The 19,195-nt window shown below is 37.2% G+C and carries 12 protein-coding genes, 1 pseudogene, 1 riboswitch and 1 other annotated feature; of the genes and pseudogenes, 4 read left to right on the plus strand and 9 right to left on the minus strand.

Features of this window, described 5'->3' with window-relative positions:
* Positions 1–256: 256 nt before the first annotated feature.
* From alaS to hpaB, 3 genes and pseudogenes are all read right to left on the minus strand, one after another.
* Positions 257–2,917 carry an alanine--tRNA ligase gene (gene alaS / locus ACQKNC_RS02540; protein ID WP_427423308.1) on the minus strand — a complete coding sequence of 887 codons (2,661 nt, stop codon included), beginning with the start codon at positions 2,915–2,917 and terminating at the stop codon, positions 257–259.
* Positions 2,918–3,187: 270 nt separating this feature from the next.
* Positions 3,188–3,402: a binding site (T-box leader), on the minus strand.
* Between the two features lie 70 nt (positions 3,403–3,472).
* Positions 3,473–4,327: pseudogene (locus ACQKNC_RS02545) on the minus strand (magnesium transporter CorA family protein).
* Positions 4,328–4,610: 283 nt separating this feature from the next.
* A riboswitch (M-box (ykoK) riboswitch) is annotated at positions 4,611–4,776 on the minus strand.
* A gap of 98 nt (positions 4,777–4,874) precedes the next feature.
* Positions 4,875–6,311 (minus strand): 4-hydroxyphenylacetate 3-monooxygenase, oxygenase component, encoded by a 1,437-nt coding sequence (hpaB, locus tag ACQKNC_RS02550; RefSeq protein WP_427423309.1) that lies wholly within the window; start codon positions 6,309–6,311, stop codon positions 4,875–4,877.
* Positions 6,312–6,655: 344 nt separating this feature from the next.
* Between hpaB and ACQKNC_RS02555 the strand changes: the two genes are divergently transcribed.
* Positions 6,656–6,844 (plus strand): hypothetical protein, encoded by a 189-nt coding sequence (locus tag ACQKNC_RS02555; protein ID WP_427423310.1) that lies wholly within the window; start codon positions 6,656–6,658, stop codon positions 6,842–6,844.
* A gap of 231 nt (positions 6,845–7,075) precedes the next feature.
* Here ACQKNC_RS02555 and ACQKNC_RS02560 read toward each other — a convergent pair whose 3' ends face one another.
* Together ACQKNC_RS02560 and recD2 are read right to left on the minus strand one after the other, a co-directional pair.
* The gene (locus ACQKNC_RS02560) at positions 7,076–8,767 is read right to left on the minus strand and encodes a polysaccharide deacetylase family protein (protein WP_427423508.1); all 1,692 of its coding nucleotides are present in this window, start codon (positions 8,765–8,767) and stop codon (positions 7,076–7,078) included.
* Between the two features lie 181 nt (positions 8,768–8,948).
* Positions 8,949–11,381 carry an SF1B family DNA helicase RecD2 gene (gene recD2 / locus ACQKNC_RS02565; RefSeq protein WP_427423311.1) on the minus strand — a complete coding sequence of 811 codons (2,433 nt, stop codon included), beginning with the start codon at positions 11,379–11,381 and terminating at the stop codon, positions 8,949–8,951.
* Positions 11,382–11,810: 429 nt separating this feature from the next.
* Between recD2 and hisA the strand changes: the two genes are divergently transcribed.
* Both hisA and ACQKNC_RS02575 read left to right on the plus strand, forming a co-directional pair.
* Entirely contained in the window at positions 11,811–12,578 is a 768-nt protein-coding gene (gene hisA / locus ACQKNC_RS02570; protein ID WP_427423312.1) for a phosphoribosylformimino-5-aminoimidazole carboxamide ribotide isomerase, read from the plus strand.
* Between the two features lie 447 nt (positions 12,579–13,025).
* On the plus strand, positions 13,026–13,766 hold the full coding sequence (locus ACQKNC_RS02575; RefSeq protein ID WP_427423313.1) for a GTP pyrophosphokinase: 741 nt from the start codon (positions 13,026–13,028) through the stop codon (positions 13,764–13,766).
* A gap of 44 nt (positions 13,767–13,810) precedes the next feature.
* Here the strand turns inward: ACQKNC_RS02575 and ACQKNC_RS02580 are convergent, their stop codons facing one another.
* The 4 genes from ACQKNC_RS02580 to cymR all read right to left on the minus strand — a co-directional run bounded on the left by ACQKNC_RS02580 (position 13,811) and on the right by cymR (position 17,604).
* Positions 13,811–14,470: a tetratricopeptide repeat protein gene (locus ACQKNC_RS02580; RefSeq protein ID WP_427423314.1), complete on the minus strand. Its 660-nt coding sequence runs from the start codon at positions 14,468–14,470 to the stop codon at positions 13,811–13,813.
* A gap of 83 nt (positions 14,471–14,553) precedes the next feature.
* On the minus strand, positions 14,554–15,678 hold the full coding sequence (mnmA, locus tag ACQKNC_RS02585) for a tRNA 2-thiouridine(34) synthase MnmA (RefSeq protein ID WP_427423315.1): 1,125 nt from the start codon (positions 15,676–15,678) through the stop codon (positions 14,554–14,556).
* Between the two features lie 262 nt (positions 15,679–15,940).
* Positions 15,941–17,089, minus strand: coding sequence for a cysteine desulfurase family protein (locus tag ACQKNC_RS02590; protein ID WP_427423316.1), 1,149 nt, complete (start codon positions 17,087–17,089; stop codon positions 15,941–15,943).
* A 95-nt stretch (positions 17,090–17,184) separates the two neighbouring features.
* Entirely contained in the window at positions 17,185–17,604 is a 420-nt protein-coding gene (gene cymR, locus ACQKNC_RS02595) for a cysteine metabolism transcriptional regulator CymR (protein ID WP_427423317.1), read from the minus strand.
* A gap of 211 nt (positions 17,605–17,815) precedes the next feature.
* On the opposite strand from cymR, the gene ACQKNC_RS02600 reads away from it, so the two are divergent.
* Positions 17,816–19,105, plus strand: a complete 1,290-nt coding sequence (locus tag ACQKNC_RS02600; RefSeq protein ID WP_427423318.1) for a replication-associated recombination protein A — start codon at positions 17,816–17,818, stop codon at positions 19,103–19,105.
* Positions 19,106–19,195 lie beyond the last annotated feature (90 nt).

Consider the following 19,195-nt stretch of genomic DNA (forward strand, 5'->3'; position numbering starts at 1 on the left):
ATAACATGTTTTGGCGTATTATCAATTATGCCTCGGCATAATTGCGTCCGGAATCGGCTTTGTGTTTAGGCCTGCACGAGGGCCGACACGATGTCGGTCATTTCGGTAATGCCACAGGACGTGGCGTTTTTACCGATGCAGGTCAGTTAGCCGTTATCGCATGGATGCGATGATCTTAGGCTAACATCCCCTAAGAACTCCTTTTCCGATTCCGTGACATCCGCCGGAGGCTTTAACTTCTTTTCGCTGAAAGAAGTTAAATGGATTTAACATAATCATACACAGAAAGTAGTGCTTCATCAAGTTTTGATGCATCTTTTGCACCTGCCATCGCCATATCTGGACGGCCGCCACCTTTACCACCACATGCTTCTGCTACCATTTTAACGATATTTCCGGCATGGTAATTGCCACCAACTAAATCTTTTGTTACACCAGCACATAGCATAACCTTTTCGCCATCGACAGCACCAAGAACGATAACAGCCTTAGGCATTTTTGCTTTCAAGTCATCCATCATTTGACGCAGTTGGTTATTGTCTTTCGCCTCAACTTTAGTAGAAAGAACAGTTATATCACCAAAAGTTTGCGCTGCGTCCACAATAGCGCCCGCTTGTGCATTCGCGATTTTTTGTGATAATGACTCATTTTCGCGTTGTAAATCTTTGTAGTCAGCTTGTAAGGCATGTACTTTTGTCACAATATCTTTTGGATTTGCTTTTAACAATGCTGCTGCTTCTATTAATAAAGCTTCTTCCTCTTTTACTGCTTCATAAGCAACTTTACCTGTCACAGCCTCGATACGACGTGTACCTGCACCGATACCACCTTCTGAAACAATTTTGAAGAAGCCGATTTCAGAAGAACGTTTTACGTGAATACCACCGCATAGCTCAATAGAGTAGTCACCAATTGAAACAACGCGAACGATATCGCCATATTTCTCACCGAATAGCGCCATTGCTCCCATAGCTTTCGCTTCATCGATGCCTTTTTCTTCAATAACGACCTCTATATCATCCCACACTTTTTCATTTACAATACGTTCAATTTGTTGTAATTCCTCTTTTGTCACTTGCCCGAAGTGAGAGAAGTCAAAGCGTAAGCGATCGGGTCCTACATATGATCCAGCTTGGCTAACATGGTCGCCCAGTATATCTTTTAATGCACGTTGCATAATATGTGTTGCTGTATGGTTTTTAATAATTAAATTACGTTCTTCACGGTTAACTACTGCTTTCACAGCATCTTCAACATGCATTTCGCCAGATTCTACAATTACAGTATGAAGCGGCTGACCATTTGGAGCTTTTTGTACATCTTTTACAATGGCAGTAAAGCTATCATTAGAAATAACACCGCTATCCGCAATTTGACCACCCATTTCAGCATAGAATGGTGTTTTAGCTAAAATAACTAGTGCTTCTTGCCCTTCAGATGCTACCTTTGATACTTGGCCATTGACAATTATCGCAGCAATTTCTGAGTCTGTCGTTAATGTATCATAGCCTACAAATTCACTTGCAACCGTCAAGTTTGCTAGCACTTCGTTTTGAACTTGCATAGAATCCACATCTTGACGAGCTGCACGTGCGCGTTCACGTTGTTCTTCCATTGCTACTTCAAAACCTTCATGATCTACCTTCATGCCTACTTCTTCCGCATATTCTTCTGTTAATTCGATTGGGAAACCGTAAGTATCATATAAACGGAATGCATCTGCACCTGGGATATAGTCATGGCCAGCTGCTTTTTGAGCTTCTACTACTTCGTTAAAGATAGCAAGACCACCGTCTAATGTTTCATGGAAGCGAATTTCTTCATTTTTAATAACACGTTGGATAAACTCGCATTTTTCTGTTACCTCTGGGTAGAAATCATTCATAATTTCACCAACAGTTGGTACTAATTCAAACATAAATGGCTTTTCAATGCCAATTTGTTTTGCATAGCGCACGGCACGACGTAGTAAACGACGTAATACATAACCACGACCTTCATTTGAAGGAAGAGCACCATCACCAATAGCAAACGCCACTGTACGAATATGGTCAGCGATAACTTTAAATGGTGTATTGATATCTTCTTCTGAACCAAAGATTTCACTTAACGCTACTTCACCTGGACGTTTGTACTTGCGATTTGCAAACTTTTCGATTTTTTCAATAATAGGCATGAATAAATCAGTATCAAAGTTAGTTGGAACATTTTGAACAACTGATACGATACGCTCTAGACCCATACCTGTATCAATGTTTTGCTTCGGAAGTGGTGTATATGTGCCATCAGGATTATGGTTAAATTGAGAGAACACTAAGTTCCAAATTTCAAGATAGCGTTCATTTTCACCACCAGGATACATTTCTGGATCATTTTCATCTGAACCGTATTCTTCCCCACGGTCATAAAAAATCTCTGAGTTAGGACCAGATGGACCTTCACCAATATCCCAGAAGTTCCCCTCTAGTCGGATTAAACGCTCTTCTGGAATACCAATTTCGTTATGCCAAACATCATATGCTTCCTGATCTTCAGGATGGATAGTAATAGATAAAAGCTCTGGATCAAAGCCCATCCATTTTTTATCTGTTAAGAACTCCCAAGCATAATGAATAGCTTCTTTTTTGAAGTAATCCCCAATTGAGAAGTTACCTAGCATTTCAAAGAACGTATGGTGGCGAGCTGTTTTACCTACGTTTTCAATATCATTTGTACGAATTGATTTTTGAGCATTTGTAATACGTGGATTTTCAGGAATGATACGACCATCGAAATATGGTTTAAGTGTTGCAACACCTGAGTTAATCCAAAGTAATGATGGGTCATTGATTGGCACAAGTGGTGCTGATGGCTCATGATGATGACCTTTTTCTTTAAAGAATTCTAAATACATGCGGCGAATTTCTACTGCTTTCATATGACAAGTTCCTCCCTATATGTTTTGTAAAATCACGATATGAACCCACAAATCAATTTCGCCTTGGCGTAATTGCGTCCGGATTTTGAATTGTGCACGCACAATTCATTCCTTCGAAAATCCGGGAAATCCGCCGGGGCATTATCTTCATTCAGTAGGTGTTTGGTACACCCATTGAAAAGGAACCACAACCGTATTGAATCTCCTCTCCTTCAGAAGTGAGAGTCATCTGCTAAATGAAGATAAACATAAAAAAGCCCTCATCCCCCAAAAAGGGACGAGGACTTGTGATTTGTCTCGCGGTACCACCCTAGTTGTAAGTAAAAATATACTTACCTCTTTAGCACTTGTAACGTAAGTGAACGGCAGAGATTAACTGCACTCTGGAGTAGCTTTCGGTATTTGATATTGTGAGGATTTTTTCAGCCAAGAAATCCCTTTCTTTTACACGCACAAATACGTACTTTTTCCATCATCGTTTTTTACAATTTTCTAACGAGAATTATAAAAAAAATATTTTCTTCTGTCAATTGGCACTATAATTGCTAATCATAACTAAGCAATCATTTTTTTAAAATATGCCCACATTCCCCAAGTAAAAACGACTAGGAAAACACTAATTATTATTGTCGCTATTGGAGAATCTTGATATGGCAACGGGACATTCATGCCGAAAAAACTTGTAATTACTAAGGTTACATAATAGTTGAAATGACTGTTAATAAATTGAGCTTTTCTATCGATTTACCACTTATAATAGAAAAATACGTATCTAAGATCTCTATAAGTTTCCGTAGATTCTACAATCCGTTCTAGATGATCATTTAAATCTTTATAGAAAGGTATATTTTCCTCACGAATCTCAAATTTCCACTGACCATTACTATTTGAAAAAATTCTTTTTTGAGGCATAGTTGTTTGTCGAATCAAAATAATAGTTCGTTTTAGTGCAAGGAATTCTTCCGTAACTTCTTTTGGTTCATAATCATATATTTCTTCTTCAAGCTCATCAATTCGTGCTCTAATTCGCTCTAAAACCGGGAAGTATTCATCCGTTATTCCATCGATAATAGTATGCAATAGAAAATCGGTACCCTTATCTAAATACTTTGTACTGTTTAAGCAAACCTTCTCGATGTGACCTAGCCATTTAAGTTTTTGTTTATGAACCGTTACAACATAGTTAGGACCCATAAAAATGTTTAATTCTAAAGTTGTTATTTCATTGCTACTTTTTTCGTTATATATCGGTGCATGGAAAACGAAAAATTTGTACTCGCCGTAATTATCCATTTTAGGACGTGAGCCTTCATGAAGACAATCCTCAACTGCTAATGGATGGAAACCAAATATTTCAGCTATATCATTCAATTCATTGTAGTTGTAAGCATATAAATCAACCCATAACAAATCCTCATTTTGAGGTCATGATTATATTTTTTAATATCGAAATCATGTTGTACTGCACTATTTCCTTTTTTAAAATAATGGATTTTAATCATTATTCCTCACCTCATGTTTTATTATTTAAGGAAAACAAATAGGTGACGTTATTAATTGTAATTTAGCTTGTTTTAGAAGCATTTCTCATCACCTTCCTTAAATAACAAAAACACGCCTCCGACGAATGAAGGCGTGTTGAATACACAAAGAAAAGCATAAAGAAAAGCATAGTTTCAAATACTACTCTGCTTTCTTCCTTCAAACGTTGAGTTTTAGCACTATACGGCATAGGATTTATACCAGCTACGTTAAAAAACACCATATTTCGATGATTTCTGTTGACCCATTGGCGTCTCTCGACATTTTTGGGCAGTAGCGTATCTCCAGCATAGGAGCCTCACCTAACGAAGGGATTGTTATTTTGTTAATTTCATTGTTCCTGTAAATCATAAGTAAAGTAAAATAACTGTCAAACAAAAATTAAAATATAGAAAATTAGATATTCTCTAAGAAATTAATTGTTATTTTTCAAAAAGTTTTCTACCCGATTAACTAATTCTTCCCTATTATAAGAATTATAAAGTGCGCTGGCTAAACGGACTGAGTCCCCAAAGAAAAAGCGTTCATATAGTGTTTGTCTTGTACCAAAGCTGCTCATCGTTAAATCCCAAGCTAAGCGAAATTTTTTGACGCGGTCCTTTCCACCATCCTGAAAAGACTGTAAAAAATGCTCAAGGTCGCCATTATCCGCAGTAAATGCTTTTTCACTTGGAATGGACATTAATCCGCTTGCGCCAAGTAATTGGATAATTTCTGTAAAAGTCGGATATACTTTAGGAAAAATCTGAATAGCAACTTGTACTGTTGGAAGGTCAGGTCTTATAAAACCAAAATCGTCTCTCTTTGCTTCGATTTCAGACTTTACCAGTAAGCCCTTCATCGTTTCTAATGCAACAATGATATCAACAACCTTTTGATGCACATGTTGATATTCGCCTATATTTATCGTATTTACAATTGACTGTACAACACCTAAGACAAATTCTGTTTTAGCAATTTGACGTGTAAGAACTTGATGTAAACCATATGTTTGAAAACCACTTACGTTCAAAAAGTTATTGGCAACTTCCATATTCTCATAATAAAAGACGCGTTCCCATGGTACTACAACACTATCAAATACAACGATTGCATCCATTTCCTCGTAACGACTACTTAACGGATAATCAAAAACCGATTCGCCTCCGACAAATGATTGTCTACATAAAAATTTTAAACCTTTTGTATTACTTGGTATTGAGAAAGCAAAGCCTTTTCCTTCATCATAACCATTTGTTGATATAACAAGGAGTTCATCTGTAATTCCTCCCTGTGTCGCTAGTAATCTTGCACCTTTAATTACTAACCCTTCGCTCGTTTTATCTACAATTTTAGCAGCAATTGTAACATCTTCATCTTCAAAATAAAATTTTTGACGGTTTACTTGTGGCTCGATAAATGTATGTGTCATAGTCAAATCATTCTCACGAGCATGCTCATAAAATTTTAACAAATGCTGAGGGAAACAATTCGGTTTATCTTTCAAATATTCTGCTACCGATGCTAGAGCCATTAATGTTGTATTCATGTAATCCGGACTTCTCCCCATAAGGCCATGAGTTGATAATGCCCACTCTCGTATTGCATTACGTCTTTTCACGAGATCTTCGACTGTCACTGCTTGAAGGAAAGACATGCCTACACGGTTATTACTCTTTGGTGAAACATATGTCATCTTCTCAAGCAATGCCTTTTCATTTTGTAAATCAAAAAGCCTTGCCTGACTCTGCATTACTCCCTTAAATGCTGGATGCTCCGACACTTTCCCTGTGACAACTTCCCCATCAATCGAAATATATGTTTGTAAAGCGTCAATACGGTCAATATATTGCTGTCCTGTAATTACTGGCATGCAGTCACCCCTAAACGTTACAAATGTTTTATACTTTTTCAGTATATGAAATTCCCTAATATTAGGTTCCACCCCATCCAACTGTACTATATCAAAACCTTAAATATCATAATCTGTATTACTTTATAAATACAGTAAAAACCTCCCTTCATTGCACGATTTTTCAGTTATTTTAGATAAAAACGGTTTCAATCAGCACTTTTTTACCGAGTTCAAATTTGCGACACATTCACCAAAAAGTCCACTTCGACTAGTACAGAATTGCTAGATTTTTTATTTATGTAGGTGTACGATAGCTTCGTAACCAAAACAAATACATCTTTTTATTAAAGGAGAATATATATATGAATAAACAAATCATCTCGTACGTAGCGAAAATGGAAGCTACTTTAATGAATAAAATGGAGGATCATAATGAGGAAAATCTTTTATTTTCTATTGCTTCAGATATGATTGCCAAAGAAAAAGATCAATTTAAAAATGTTTGCCAAGCATATGAAGTAGTTAAACATAACATAGTTGGTATCCACTAAATTCAAATATTGATAATTGTAAAAAAGTCGCATTTACAGATGTGGCTTTTTTTAATGGCTCATCATTTCCGTTCCGACCGGGAGCTTTCCTTGGGACGTCAGATGAGCCGCTTGGGCAACAAGTGTTTTATGCGCGATAGCGAAGCATATATACAAGGCATACGTTTTAACAAATGTCATTAAACACATAAAAAAACCCCGATCATCAATTCAAATTGATCGGGATTTTTTTTAGTGTGCATAAGGTAGAACCATTTTTTGGAATTGCTCGAATGTTGTTTGTTGATTACTGGACAAGCGTTTAATTTGATATACATCATCGTACGGATTGTTATAGCCAACTTTCGTTGTAAATGCCATTGTGAATCCTACTTCCTTTACTGCGTTAACGATGTTTGCATTATATTGCCCAAACGGATAAGCAAAAGCCTTAGCCTTTGGAATAATTGCTATACTACGCTGTAAATCCTGAACAACCTCATGGTATGGGATTAGAAGCATTTTGCCTTTGTTCCCTATCAAGTCATGTAAATTGTATGTGTGTGATCCGTAGGTAAAAACATCTTGCATATTTGTCATATCCTGACGTGAAAGTGCCTGTAGATCATTATAATTAAAAATCTGCCCATCATTTGAATTTTCATTACGGTACGTAATTAAAAATTGTGTAGCTTTAAAGCCATTGTTTTTAAGCACTGGATATGCATATTCACGTGTCGACAATAGGCCATCATCAAAAGTCAAAGCAATTGAATAAGCAGGTAGTGTAATTTCATTGCGCATGAAACGCAATAATTCGTCTGCACTAATGGTTTCGTAGTTCTTACTTTTTAAATACGACATTTCTTTTGCAAATTGAACATCTGTCATCGTAGTACTTACATTTTTGAAACGTCCAAGCTCATGCTCTTTTAGAAGATGATGATACATCATAACAGGGACGCCACGATCCATAGCTATTTTAGAGCGATGGATATATCCTTCACGTCCGCCAATTACTGTTACGTACCAATCCCCTTCTTTTCGCAATATCGGATAACGGCGATTTGTATCTAGTTTAGCAAATGGCTGTAACGCTTTTGTTGCTTTGTCATAAATCTCACTGTTTGCAGAAATAGGTATGAAATACTCATTTTTCATGGCATTGTCCTTACCAACATTTTTATATGAAGGAGTATTTATAAATTTCACCTTTGATTTTTCTGCATAAATATATGATTTCCCCCACCGAACTTGAACATATGTTGGATCCATCGAATCTACAATCTCCAACTGCTGCCCTTTCATTAATGTAGCAATAGCCATTGCTTTTTCACGGCGGAAATCATAAAGAATTACGTTTTCTACCGCCTCTATATAGCCATTTTGTTTACTTGGAGGATGAGGAGTTGTAGTTGGTTTTTCAACAGGCGGCTTTGTGGTATTAGTATTTGTTGTATCCTGACCTTTTTCTTCTACAACAAAATTACTATGTACATATCCTAAGCGTCCGTTCACAGCAATTCCATACCAATTACCCATTCTGTTATATATAGGGAAGCGAACTCCCTCCGACAATGTGGCAAATTGAACAAGTTTATTGCCAGTATTATCGTAAATCGGTGCAACGCTCGTTGGGACAATATAGTCCTTTATTTTAGCAACAGCAGGGACTGTATTTTTATAGGTTTTTGCTGAAACAATCGTTGTATAACGTTTTTCAACATAACCATAATAACCACCCCAACGAATTTGCCACCAATTGGCTCCATAATCTTTTGCTACTTCAAAAGTTTGCCCTGCTGATAATGTTCCCACCTGAACTAGTGAGCCTGAACGATTATCAAAGACAGTTGCTTCTTCATTCACTTGGATGAAGGTATTAGATGCAGATGCTTTTTCTGCAAAAGGTAATACCATCATGAACAGAAGCAATACTAGCATGCGTTTCACTATATTCACCTCATAAAAATTTATTATCTTTTACTTCAATCATTAGACGATTTTCCAACCAATAAAAGTTTATTGGTTGAATTAATTTCATCAATCAAATTTTTCAAAAGCTTATTTGGAAGGTGCCCGTTTTTATTGTTTCAGAACCCATGATACTATTTATGAAATTAACTCACTTATCTAAATAATCATACGGCGAGACACCATCCATTCCAATCAATGGATGAATATATGGTTCTGTTTCTACCGTTAGCTTTAAATCAATGGATGGTTTTTCTTTTTGTAAATCTTCTTTCAATGGAATCGTTTCTACTTCTATAACTTCCTCCAGCACATTCATTGGATTGAGCCTTGCACGTAAAGACGTAAAGCGCTGTAAATCATCCGTACGCTGTAAGCCATCTGCTAGCACATCAGGTTCACCACATAAAATCAAGAAATTTTTTGCACGCGTAATACCTGTATATAATAAATTACGACGCAGCATTTTAGAATAACCTCGTACAACTGGCATAATAACTGTTTGGAACTCAGAGCCTTGCGATTTATGAATAGAGCAACAGTAGGCAAGTGTCAATTGATTGAGGTCACTACGTTGATAAGTTACTTCAATACCGTCGAATGACACAACAAGCAAATCCTGTTTCTCAATTGTTTCCTTTGCCTTGATAATACTGATTACCTCGCCCATATCACCATTAAAAACATTGCTTTCTGGTTGATTGACAAGCTGTAAGACTTTATCTTTAATGCGATATGTGACATCACCAAAGACTAGCTCTTTTCTAGTACCAGTATCGTTTGGATTAATAAGCTCCTGAATCATTTTATTTAAACTATCTATTCCTGCTGGACCTTTGTACATTGGTGCTAACACTTGGATATTGCGAATTTCTTGACCTTTCGCAACCGCACTTTTCACAACCTGTGTGACAACGCTAGCTACCTGATCTGAGGAGGCTTTAATAAATGAACGGTCAGACGTTTTTAACGTTAGGTCATTTGTGATATTTCCACGTTTAATTTGATGAGCAAGTTCAATAATCGTTGAGCCCTCTGCTTGTCGATATACATCTGTTAATTCGACAGTAGGTAATTGCCCGGAAGCCAACAAATCCTTTAACACCTGCCCTGGTCCTACTGGTGGAAGTTGATCTTGATCGCCAACAAATACAACTTGAACATCCTCATGCAAGGATTTTAATAATTGATGCGCGAGCCAAGTATCGACCATCGACATTTCATCTACAATAATGAGTTTCCCTGTAACTTCACGTTCAGTTTCTTCCTCTTTCTCCTGACCAGTAAAGCCTAGCAATCGATGAATTGTCATTGCCGGAAGTTCTGTTGATTCCGATAAACGTTTGGCAGCGCGTCCTGTTGGAGCACATAAAATAATCGGAAATGGCTCTTCTTTTTGTGCGTATTCCTTAGGGTTTAATGATAGTCCGTGTAACTTTGCATACACTTCTACTACACCCCGAACAACAGTTGTTTTACCAGTACCAGGGCCACCAGTTAAAATCATAACAGCTGAGTTTAAAGCTTGCTCAATAGCGTTCGCTTGTGTTTCAGCATATGTGACGTTGAGCATCTCTTCTGTTTCACCAATCGCTTTGCGTATTTCGTCCTTGCTAAAATGTTCAGCCTTATTGTTACGTTCGATTAAAGCCAATATTTTTGATGCAATTCCGACTTCTGAGAAATATAGAGATGGTAAATATAATCTCGTTTCTTCCCCACAAATTTTACTTTCCTCCCGCAATTCGATGCAAGCTTTAGAAATGGTCTCAAAGGGGATTTCCTCTCGTTGGCTTTGCTCAAGCATATCTTTAACTAATGGTAAAACATTTTCTGCATCTAAATACACATGCCCATCCGATAAAGCTGCTGTATTTAGAATATGTAAAATCGCGGCCTTAATACGGTCTGGATGATTGCCAGTAATACCTAATTTCGCACCTAACTCATCGGCACGAAAGAAACCAACACCCTCTACATCTTCAATAAGACGGTATGGATTTTCAGTTAATAATTCAATTGCCTCTGTTCGATATGTTTGGTAAATTTTCATACCGAGCTGTGGTCCGAAACCCCATTCATTAAGTTGAATCATCACTCGTTCTAAGCCTAGATTTTGTTCTATCGTACGATGGATAACCTCTTTTTTTTCAGCTGATAGACGAGGTACAGCATCAAGCGAATTTGGGTTCTCTAAAATAAGACGTAACGCATTTGCCCCTAGTTTCTCTACGATTGTTTCAGCAGTTTTTTTTCCAATTCCAACAAACAAATCACTCGATAAGTAGTGAATAATTCCTTGCTCTGTTGCTGGCACTTCTTTTGTAAACATCTCAATTTGAAATTGTACACCATATTTTGGATGTTGTCTCAATAAACCTGTAAAACGATATTGTTCATCCATCTGTAACGGTGGAAAATATCCAACAACAATTATTTCCTTATCCTCATACTGTAAGTTGGTCTCTTGAATTTTCACACGAACTATCGAATACATATTTTGTGCATTGTGGAAGATAGAGACAATCGGACGTCCGAGTATGAAATATTTATTTAATTCAAATAAATCAGGATTCTCTGCCATTTTCGGTTCGTCCTTTCGTGTTCATTTCAATCATTATATTTTACCACAGCATATCAGGAAAAATCGTTTAAAAAGACAATTCACTATATTTTAATCAATTATGTCTCGGCATAATTGCTGAATCGGCTTTGTGCTTAGGCCTGCACGACGTTGCACTCAGGCGGTTTCACAGGATATGAAGCTTTTAGCCTGAGTTCCTCTATTTCAGCAGATGTTGTTTTTTGTACCGAAAGCGTAGCGACAGGTAGAAATGTTTAGTTATCCGATGAAGAGGCGGCAGAATTCTGTTAGCTGACCTTTTGTATTAGCTATCAGAATATTCGCTGAATGAAGTTAACATAATTTTGACAAATGACATTTCACCGCTATTAACAACCTTTCCATGCTATGATATAGATGAACTTGTTGCACGGAAGGATTGTGAAGCTATTGGAATTTAGACCTTGTATCGATTTACACGATGGCAAAGTAAAACAAATTGTTGGCAGTACACTTGGTCATACAGATCAAGAAGTCATCGAAAACTTTATTTCAAATCATGACTCTAGTTATTATGCAAAAATGTTTGCCAAGGATCATTTAACAGGTGGTCACGTCATTATGCTAGGTGATGGAAACGAAGAAGCTGCATTTGCAGCACTAGCAGCTTACCCTCAAGGTTTGCAGGTTGGTGGGGGCATTACTACTGAAAATGCAAAAAAATATATTGATGCGGGTGCTTCCCATGTTATTGTCACATCATTTATTTTCTATGATGGTAAGCTTAATTTAGATCGACTAAAGCAATTAGTACAGATTATCGGTAAACAGCATCTTGTCATCGATTTAAGCTGTCGTATGCGCGATGGAAAATGGTTTGTTGTTACTGATAAATGGACAAAGTTTAGTGATTTTGAAGTAAATGCTGAGTCTATTGCGTATATCGAAAATTTCTGTGATGAACTACTTATTCACGCTGTTGATGTAGAAGGAAAAAAAGGCGGTATGCAGGAAAGCTTAGTACATGATTTAGCCACTTGGACAACCATCCCAACAACGTATGCTGGAGGAGTTCGTTCTATAGACGACTTAAAGAAATTTAAAAATATCGCAAATGGTAGACTTCATGTTACAATTGGGAGCGCTCTTTCAATATTTGGTGGAGATTTACCTTATTCAGACGCGGTGAATTTTTGCAAAAAGAGCGAAGTATTATGAAGTTAGGATTATGTTTTTCCTTTTGAGGAAACAAACAAATTTAAAACTCATTATATATGGTAAATATTTCAAATGCAATACAAAAGATAATTCACTTTCGTTGCACATACGGCTAGACGATGAACACTGCTACTTGAGTTTTCAAAATCTTTAAAGTCAACATGTGGCATCATACGTGATCAAGAAACAGAACCTTATATTGGTACGTATATCGATTTACAAATATTCGTGATGAATTTAATAAACGATGCAACTTAAATGCGAAAATTATCGTTTGATGACTAAGGGGGACTGAACATCCCCTTTTTTAATTGAAACAAGAATACTACATAATTTAAAGCACATATTTCTGTTTAGTAGCTATTTTTGTTAAGCTATTATTAAATGAGATCAATAATACAAAAATTTCATTAATGTTATTTGCAAAAAGAAAGGATTTTATGAAGAATGAAAAATGAACTCGAAGCAATCACTTTAAAAAACCTACAATCAGAAATAACACGATTCTTTTTAGCCTATAGATTTGCCTTGCAAGAAATTGAAACGAAAATAAATATTTTACAAGAAGAGTTTAAGTTAATTCATGAATATAACCCGATAGAGCATATATCAACTCGAGTAAAAACACCAAAAAGTATATTATCGAAGATCCAGAAAAAGAAACTTGAGACATCTGTCGAAGTGATTCGTGAAAACATTCGTGATATTGCGGGAGTGCGAATTACATGCTCCTTTGTAGAGGATATTTATAAAGTAAGTGCCATGCTACAGTCGCAAAATGATATTGAAGTTGTGGATGTAAAAGATTATATTAAATCCCCAAAGGAGAATGGCTATCAAAGCTTGCATCTTATTATAAAAATCCCAATTTTTATGTCCGATCGTGTGGAAAGTGTTTATACAGAAATTCAAATTCGTACAATTGCAATGGACTTTTGGGCTAGCCTTGAACATAAAATCTATTACAAATACAACAAGGAAGTACCTGAACATATACGTTTCGAATTGAAGGAAGCTGCCATTCAAGCAGCTGAACTGGATCGAAAAATGGAACGACTTAATGAAGAAATAAATATTTTAAAAGCGGATGAAGAAGAGACGTCATTAGATGCAATGCCTATTGCTTATTTAGCACAATATCTAACTCAACTACCACTTGATTATTCTTCTGAGCATGATCAAGACTAAACTCACGATATAAAAGGATGCCGAAGTAATTCCGGCATCCTCTTTTAGTTAAATCGCTGTGCAATCATATCATAAATATATCGTGCTTGGTCGTAATCAGGCTGTAATGTAAAGGCTTGTTTTAGGTGGTACATGGCATCTTCTGTTTGCTCAGTAGATACCGCATATAGTACACCTAAATTATAATGTGCATCTGCATTATTCCAATCTTGTTCGATTAAATAGTCTAACTCCTTTTTACCCTCATCAAACATTTCTAGTGCACAGAGCACGATTGCATATGCCAGACGAATTTGCGTATCTTCTGGTGCTAGCTCTGAAGCTCGTTGTAAATATGGCAGTGCAAGCTTAGGATTTTCCATTCGCTCAAAGCATTTACCCATCATATAATACACATCTGCGCCTTCAATATTATGTTTTAGTGCTTGCTCATAAAGCTTTACTGCTTCCGCATAACGCTCCGCATTATAATATAAATTTGCTAAACCATAGTAGGCAGTTGCTGCCGTTTCATCCACAGTGATTGCTTTTTGAAAAAAACGCTCTGCACGTTCAGTATCCTCTAAAACCGCTAAGAGATTTCCGAAATTCACATATCCAATTGGATTTTCAGGCTCTGCTTCAATTGCTTGTGTAAAAAGTTGTGCCGCATCCTCGTAGCGCTTTTCTTGAAATGCTTGAATGCCTTGCTCGTTAAAATTCATTGTTTTGTTCACCTCTATGTAGCGAAAGACTGCCTAACTCCATACACTTTCAGGGAAGGTAGTATAAGCAGTCTATTCGCAAATTAACCTACATATGTTAGTTTTTCATTATTTTTAAAAACTTCGTCGATTGTACCGCCACCTAAACATTCTTCACCATCATATAATACAACAGCTTGTCCAGGTGTGATTGCACGTACTGGTTCAGCAAACGTAATATGTGTACGTCCATCTTCTAATATTTCTACTTCCACTGGTGTATCCGTTTGACGATAGCGGAATTTTGCTGTGCATGAAAATTTCCCGGGCAATTTTTTTGTCGAAGTATAGTTCATTTTCACAGCAGTCAGTGAAGTAGAATAAAGTGAATCATTATGGAAACCTTGTCCAACTAGTAACACATTGCGCTCCAAATCTTTCCCTAACACGAACCAAGGCTCACCGTCACCACCAATTCCAAGACCATGACGTTGACCAAGTGTATAATACATTAATCCGTCATGTTGGCCCATTACGACACCTTCCATCGTCTCCATCTTACCAGGTTGCGCCGGTAAATATTGGCCTAAAAATTCTTTGAAATTACGCTCTCCAATAAAGCAAATTCCAGTTGAATCCTTTTTCTTAGCTGTAGCTAACCCAGCTTCCTCCGCAATTTTACGGACTTCTTTTTTCTCAATATCTCCAATTGGGAACATTACATGCGACAATTGTTCCTGCGATAATTGGTTTAAGAAATACGTTTGATCTTTATTATCGTCTATGCCACGAAGCATTTTAACTTCGCCATCACCACTACGATCAACACGAGCATAGTGACCTGTCGCTAAATAATCGGCTCCAAGATCCATCGCATGCTCTAAAAATGCTTTAAATTTAATTTCCTTATTACACATAACATCAGGATTTGGTGTGCGCCCTGCTTTATATTCTTCTAAAAAGTATGTGAAAACCTTATCCCAATATTGCTTTTCAAAATTCACTGCATAGTAAGGAATCCCGATTTGATTACATACTTTAATTACATCATCATAGTCTTCTGTAGCTGTACAAACGCCATTTTCGTCTGTATCATCCCAGTTTTTCATAAATATCCCGATTACTTCATATCCTTGTTGTTTTAGTAAATATGCAGCAACCGAAGAATCTACCCCACCCGACATGCCGACAACAACACGAATTTGTGAGGGGTCACGTGTTTCTTTCATTATGGTCACCTTTTCTTTTATATAAATTCCATTAAATGTACAATTTTTAACAGGTGTGTTGATTAACCCTTTTTATACATTCAAACTAATTCGAATAGGCTGATTTGCACTACAGGCTACTCGCTTTCTTACAGGAGTCAAGTAGCCCTACGCTACAATCAGTTAAAATGTAAATATATTAGCGAGATAACAACAAAAAATCCTTTTATCTCTCAATAATAAACCTATTTTCCTCTAATCAACACGCCTGAATTTTACCAAACTATTTTTTCGCTAGTCTTTTCACAATGGCAGCAGTTTTTTCAGCCGCAAGTTGTATGTCAACTTCTGTTAAACCCTGACCGAAGCTAAAACGAATCGAGTTACGTAATTCTTCTGTCCCTTGTCCAAACATCGCAACTAAAACGTGTGATGGATCGATGGAACCAGCAGTGCACGCAGAACCACTCGATACGCAGATACCAGCCATATCAAGATTTACTAGGAATGACTCTACTTCCATACCAGAAAAACTTACATTTAAAACGTGTGGGAGCGTATTTTCTAAATCTCCATTCACATGAAATGCTAGATTTTCTTTCGTGAAAACATCCAACACTATTTGCTTAAAGCGATTGTATAGCGCGCGCTTCTCTTCCCGCAACTCATTTGCAATTTCCACTGCTGTCGCAAAGCCGATCACTGCGGGCACATTTTCAGTTCCTGCACGACGTTTTTTCTCGTGTGCTCCCCCTAATGCATAACTAGCAAATGGTGTTCCTGCTTTTTGATAAAGGAAACCAATACCCTTAGGACCATTAATTTTATGTGCGGAAACACTTAGTAAATCAACATGTAAATCAGCAACATTAATTGACTCTAAACCATAAGCCTGAACAGCATCTGTATGGAAAACAGCCTTATGTTCACGTAACAAGTTACCAATTTCAGCAATCGGTTGAATCATACCAATTTCATTATTACCATACATAATCGTTACTAAAATTGTATCCTCACGTAATGCATTTCGCACGTCTTCTACAGAGACGCGTCCCTTTTCATCGACCGGTAAATATGTCACTTCAAAGCCATCTCGCTCAAGCTTTTCACAAGTATGTAACACAGCGTGATGTTCAATTTGTGTGGTAATAATGTGCTTCCCTTCAGCAGCGCGTGCATAAACTGTGCCAAAAATAGCCGTATTATCCGCCTCTGTTCCGCCACTTGTTATAATAATTTCCCCAGGTTGAGCACCAATTGATTGGGCTAGTATTTCACGTGCATCATCTAAATATTTGCGCGCCTCTCTACCTATCCCATGAATACTTGATGCATTTCCATAAACCTGTTTCATTGCTGTAGTCATAGCGTCTATTACTTTGTCATTCATTGGTGAAGACGCTGCATGATCGAGATAAATATATGAATTCATGTTGAAAACTCCTTTGTTCGAAAAGCGCTAAAGGTCTGTCTCCCTGTCACACGACATTACGTCGACTTAGGGAGCGATGCTTTAGCCTAAACATTTTAAATGTAGAACATATAGCCGTCCGCTACATTTTCCTCAGTATACTGTGCTAAATCCTCAATTGTCGTAGTATCTAATACATTTTTCACAGCATCACGAATACGGAGCCATAACTCTCGCTGAGGCGCCTCTTCATTTTCAATACCTTCTACTGGCTGTATTGGCCCCTCTAATACACTGATAACATTAGCCGCTGAAATTTCACTTGGTGGATTTGCTAGCATATACCCACCATATGCACCGCGCACACTTTTCACTAAGCCTGAATTACGTAATGGTGAAACCAACTGCTCTAAGTATGCCTCAGAAAGCTCTTTTTCAGCAGCAATTTTGCGTAGTGGAATAGGTCCTTCTCCATAATGCTTTGCTAATTCAATCATAATCGTTAGCCCATAACGGCCCTTTGTAGAAATTTTCATTTTATCACCCTCAAATAGTCTAGTCAAAAATACTACCAACAGTATATCATAATCTCCTCTCGAAGAACTCGGAAATACTCTCGGGAGGTTATGATATACTATTAATTATGCCTTAGTATAGTTAAGCAAAATACAATAACGCTTCATTATAAACACAAAAAACATTTAGAAATCAAAAACCATTGAAAATTGTTGAAAGGGGAATTTTTTAATGCATAATGAACCACTTGCTTATCGTATGCGTCCTTTAACCCTTGATGAGATTGTAGGGCACCAAGATTTTATCGGTCCTAATACAGCTCTTTATAAAATGATTCAAAATGAGCATATTCCATCCATGTTGCTGTATGGTGAGCCAGGTATCGGCAAAACGTCAATAGCGAATGCCATAGCAGGAAGTACAAAGCTCCCCTTTTTCGCGCTCAATGCTACTCGTGCTGGTAAAAAGGACGTCGAGGATATTGTACAGGAAGCTAGAATCTCAGGAAAAGTTCTTCTTTTTTTGGATGAAATTCATCGCTTTAACAAATTACAACAGGATGCTTTGTTGCCACATGTTGAAAACGGCTCAATCGTGTTAATTGGAGCTACGACGGAAAATCCGTACCATGATGTAAATCCCGCTATCCGTTCACGTTGCGGAGAAATATATCAACTAAAACGTTTAACGAGAGAAAATATAAACGAGCTTATAAAAAAAGCACTTTCTAATGAAAAACGCGGGCTTGGTAAATTTCATTTTGTATTAACAGATAATCAAATAGAGCAAATTGCTGGAGCAGCTAATGGAGACGCACGGAAGGCATTGACTTTGCTTGAATCGATTTATTATGCAAGTGATGAAGTGGACGGTCAAACAATTGCTGCTGATCATATCATTGAACATCTTATCGGTAGAATTGGCGTTTATGGTGATAAAAAAGGATCCCATTTTTATAATTTACTATCTGCGTTGCAAAAATCTGTTCGTGGAAGTGATACGAATGCAGCATTGTATTATTTAGCTCATTTATTGGAAACAGGTGATTTGGTAGCTGTTAGTCGACGCTTACTTGTTATGGCTTATGAGGATATAGGCCTTGCCAATCCTGATGTAGGACCTCATATGCTTGCGGCTGTACAAGCGGCAGAGCGTTTAGGGTTACCAGAGGCGCGTATTCCGCTTGCAAGTGTTGTTATTGAAATGTGTCTAGCATCCAAATCCAATTCTGCAATTGTAGCCATTGATGCAGCAATTGCTAGCATTCATGAAGGGAAAACAGGCGATATACCACATCATCTACGCGATGCTCATTATGAAGGGGCTAAAGATTTAGGTCATGTAGGCTATCAATATCCCCACAACAGTCCTGTAGGAACATTTGGTGGATGGGTCGACCAGCAGTATTTACCCGATGAGCTTGTGGGAACTGAATTTTACAAACCTGTCATTGCTGGTGAAGAAAAAAGAATGGCCGGAATCTACGAAAAGCTAAAATCATTTCATAAGAATGAAAAGTAATATCTTTATTTGACTAGGTTACTGAAAAACATTTTAGAATGACTTTCATGAAAATAGGGCACTTCAATTTTAACAAGAAGCGCCTTATTT

It is taken from the genome of Lysinibacillus sp. NPDC094177 (genome assembly GCF_050279145.1).
Taxonomy (GTDB): Bacteria; Bacillota; Bacilli; order Bacillales_A; family Planococcaceae; genus Lysinibacillus.

What these genes read in the sequence shown, in the direction of transcription:
- recD2 (WP_427423311.1), bottom strand. Translation starts at nt 11,381, where the DNA reads ATGGCAGAGAATCCTGATTTATTTGAATTAAATAAATATTTCATACTC.
- ACQKNC_RS02575 (WP_427423313.1), top strand. Translation starts at nt 13,026, where the DNA reads ATGAAAAATGAACTCGAAGCAATCACTTTAAAAAACCTACAATCAGAA.
- mnmA (WP_427423315.1), bottom strand. Translation starts at nt 15,678, where the DNA reads ATGAAAGAAACACGTGACCCCTCACAAATTCGTGTTGTTGTCGGCATG.
- ACQKNC_RS02555 (WP_427423310.1), top strand. Translation starts at nt 6,656, where the DNA reads ATGAATAAACAAATCATCTCGTACGTAGCGAAAATGGAAGCTACTTTA.
- ACQKNC_RS02590 (WP_427423316.1), bottom strand. Translation starts at nt 17,089, where the DNA reads ATGAATTCATATATTTATCTCGATCATGCAGCGTCTTCACCAATGAAT.
- cymR (WP_427423317.1), bottom strand. Translation starts at nt 17,604, where the DNA reads ATGAAAATTTCTACAAAGGGCCGTTATGGGCTAACGATTATGATTGAA.
- alaS (WP_427423308.1), bottom strand. Translation starts at nt 2,917, where the DNA reads ATGAAAGCAGTAGAAATTCGCCGCATGTATTTAGAATTCTTTAAAGAA.
- ACQKNC_RS02580 (WP_427423314.1), bottom strand. Translation starts at nt 14,470, where the DNA reads ATGAATTTTAACGAGCAAGGCATTCAAGCATTTCAAGAAAAGCGCTAC.
- ACQKNC_RS02560 (WP_427423508.1), bottom strand. Translation starts at nt 8,767, where the DNA reads ATGCTAGTATTGCTTCTGTTCATGATGGTATTACCTTTTGCAGAAAAA.
- hpaB (WP_427423309.1), bottom strand. Translation starts at nt 6,311, where the DNA reads ATGCCAGTAATTACAGGACAGCAATATATTGACCGTATTGACGCTTTA.
- ACQKNC_RS02600 (WP_427423318.1), top strand. Translation starts at nt 17,816, where the DNA reads ATGCATAATGAACCACTTGCTTATCGTATGCGTCCTTTAACCCTTGAT.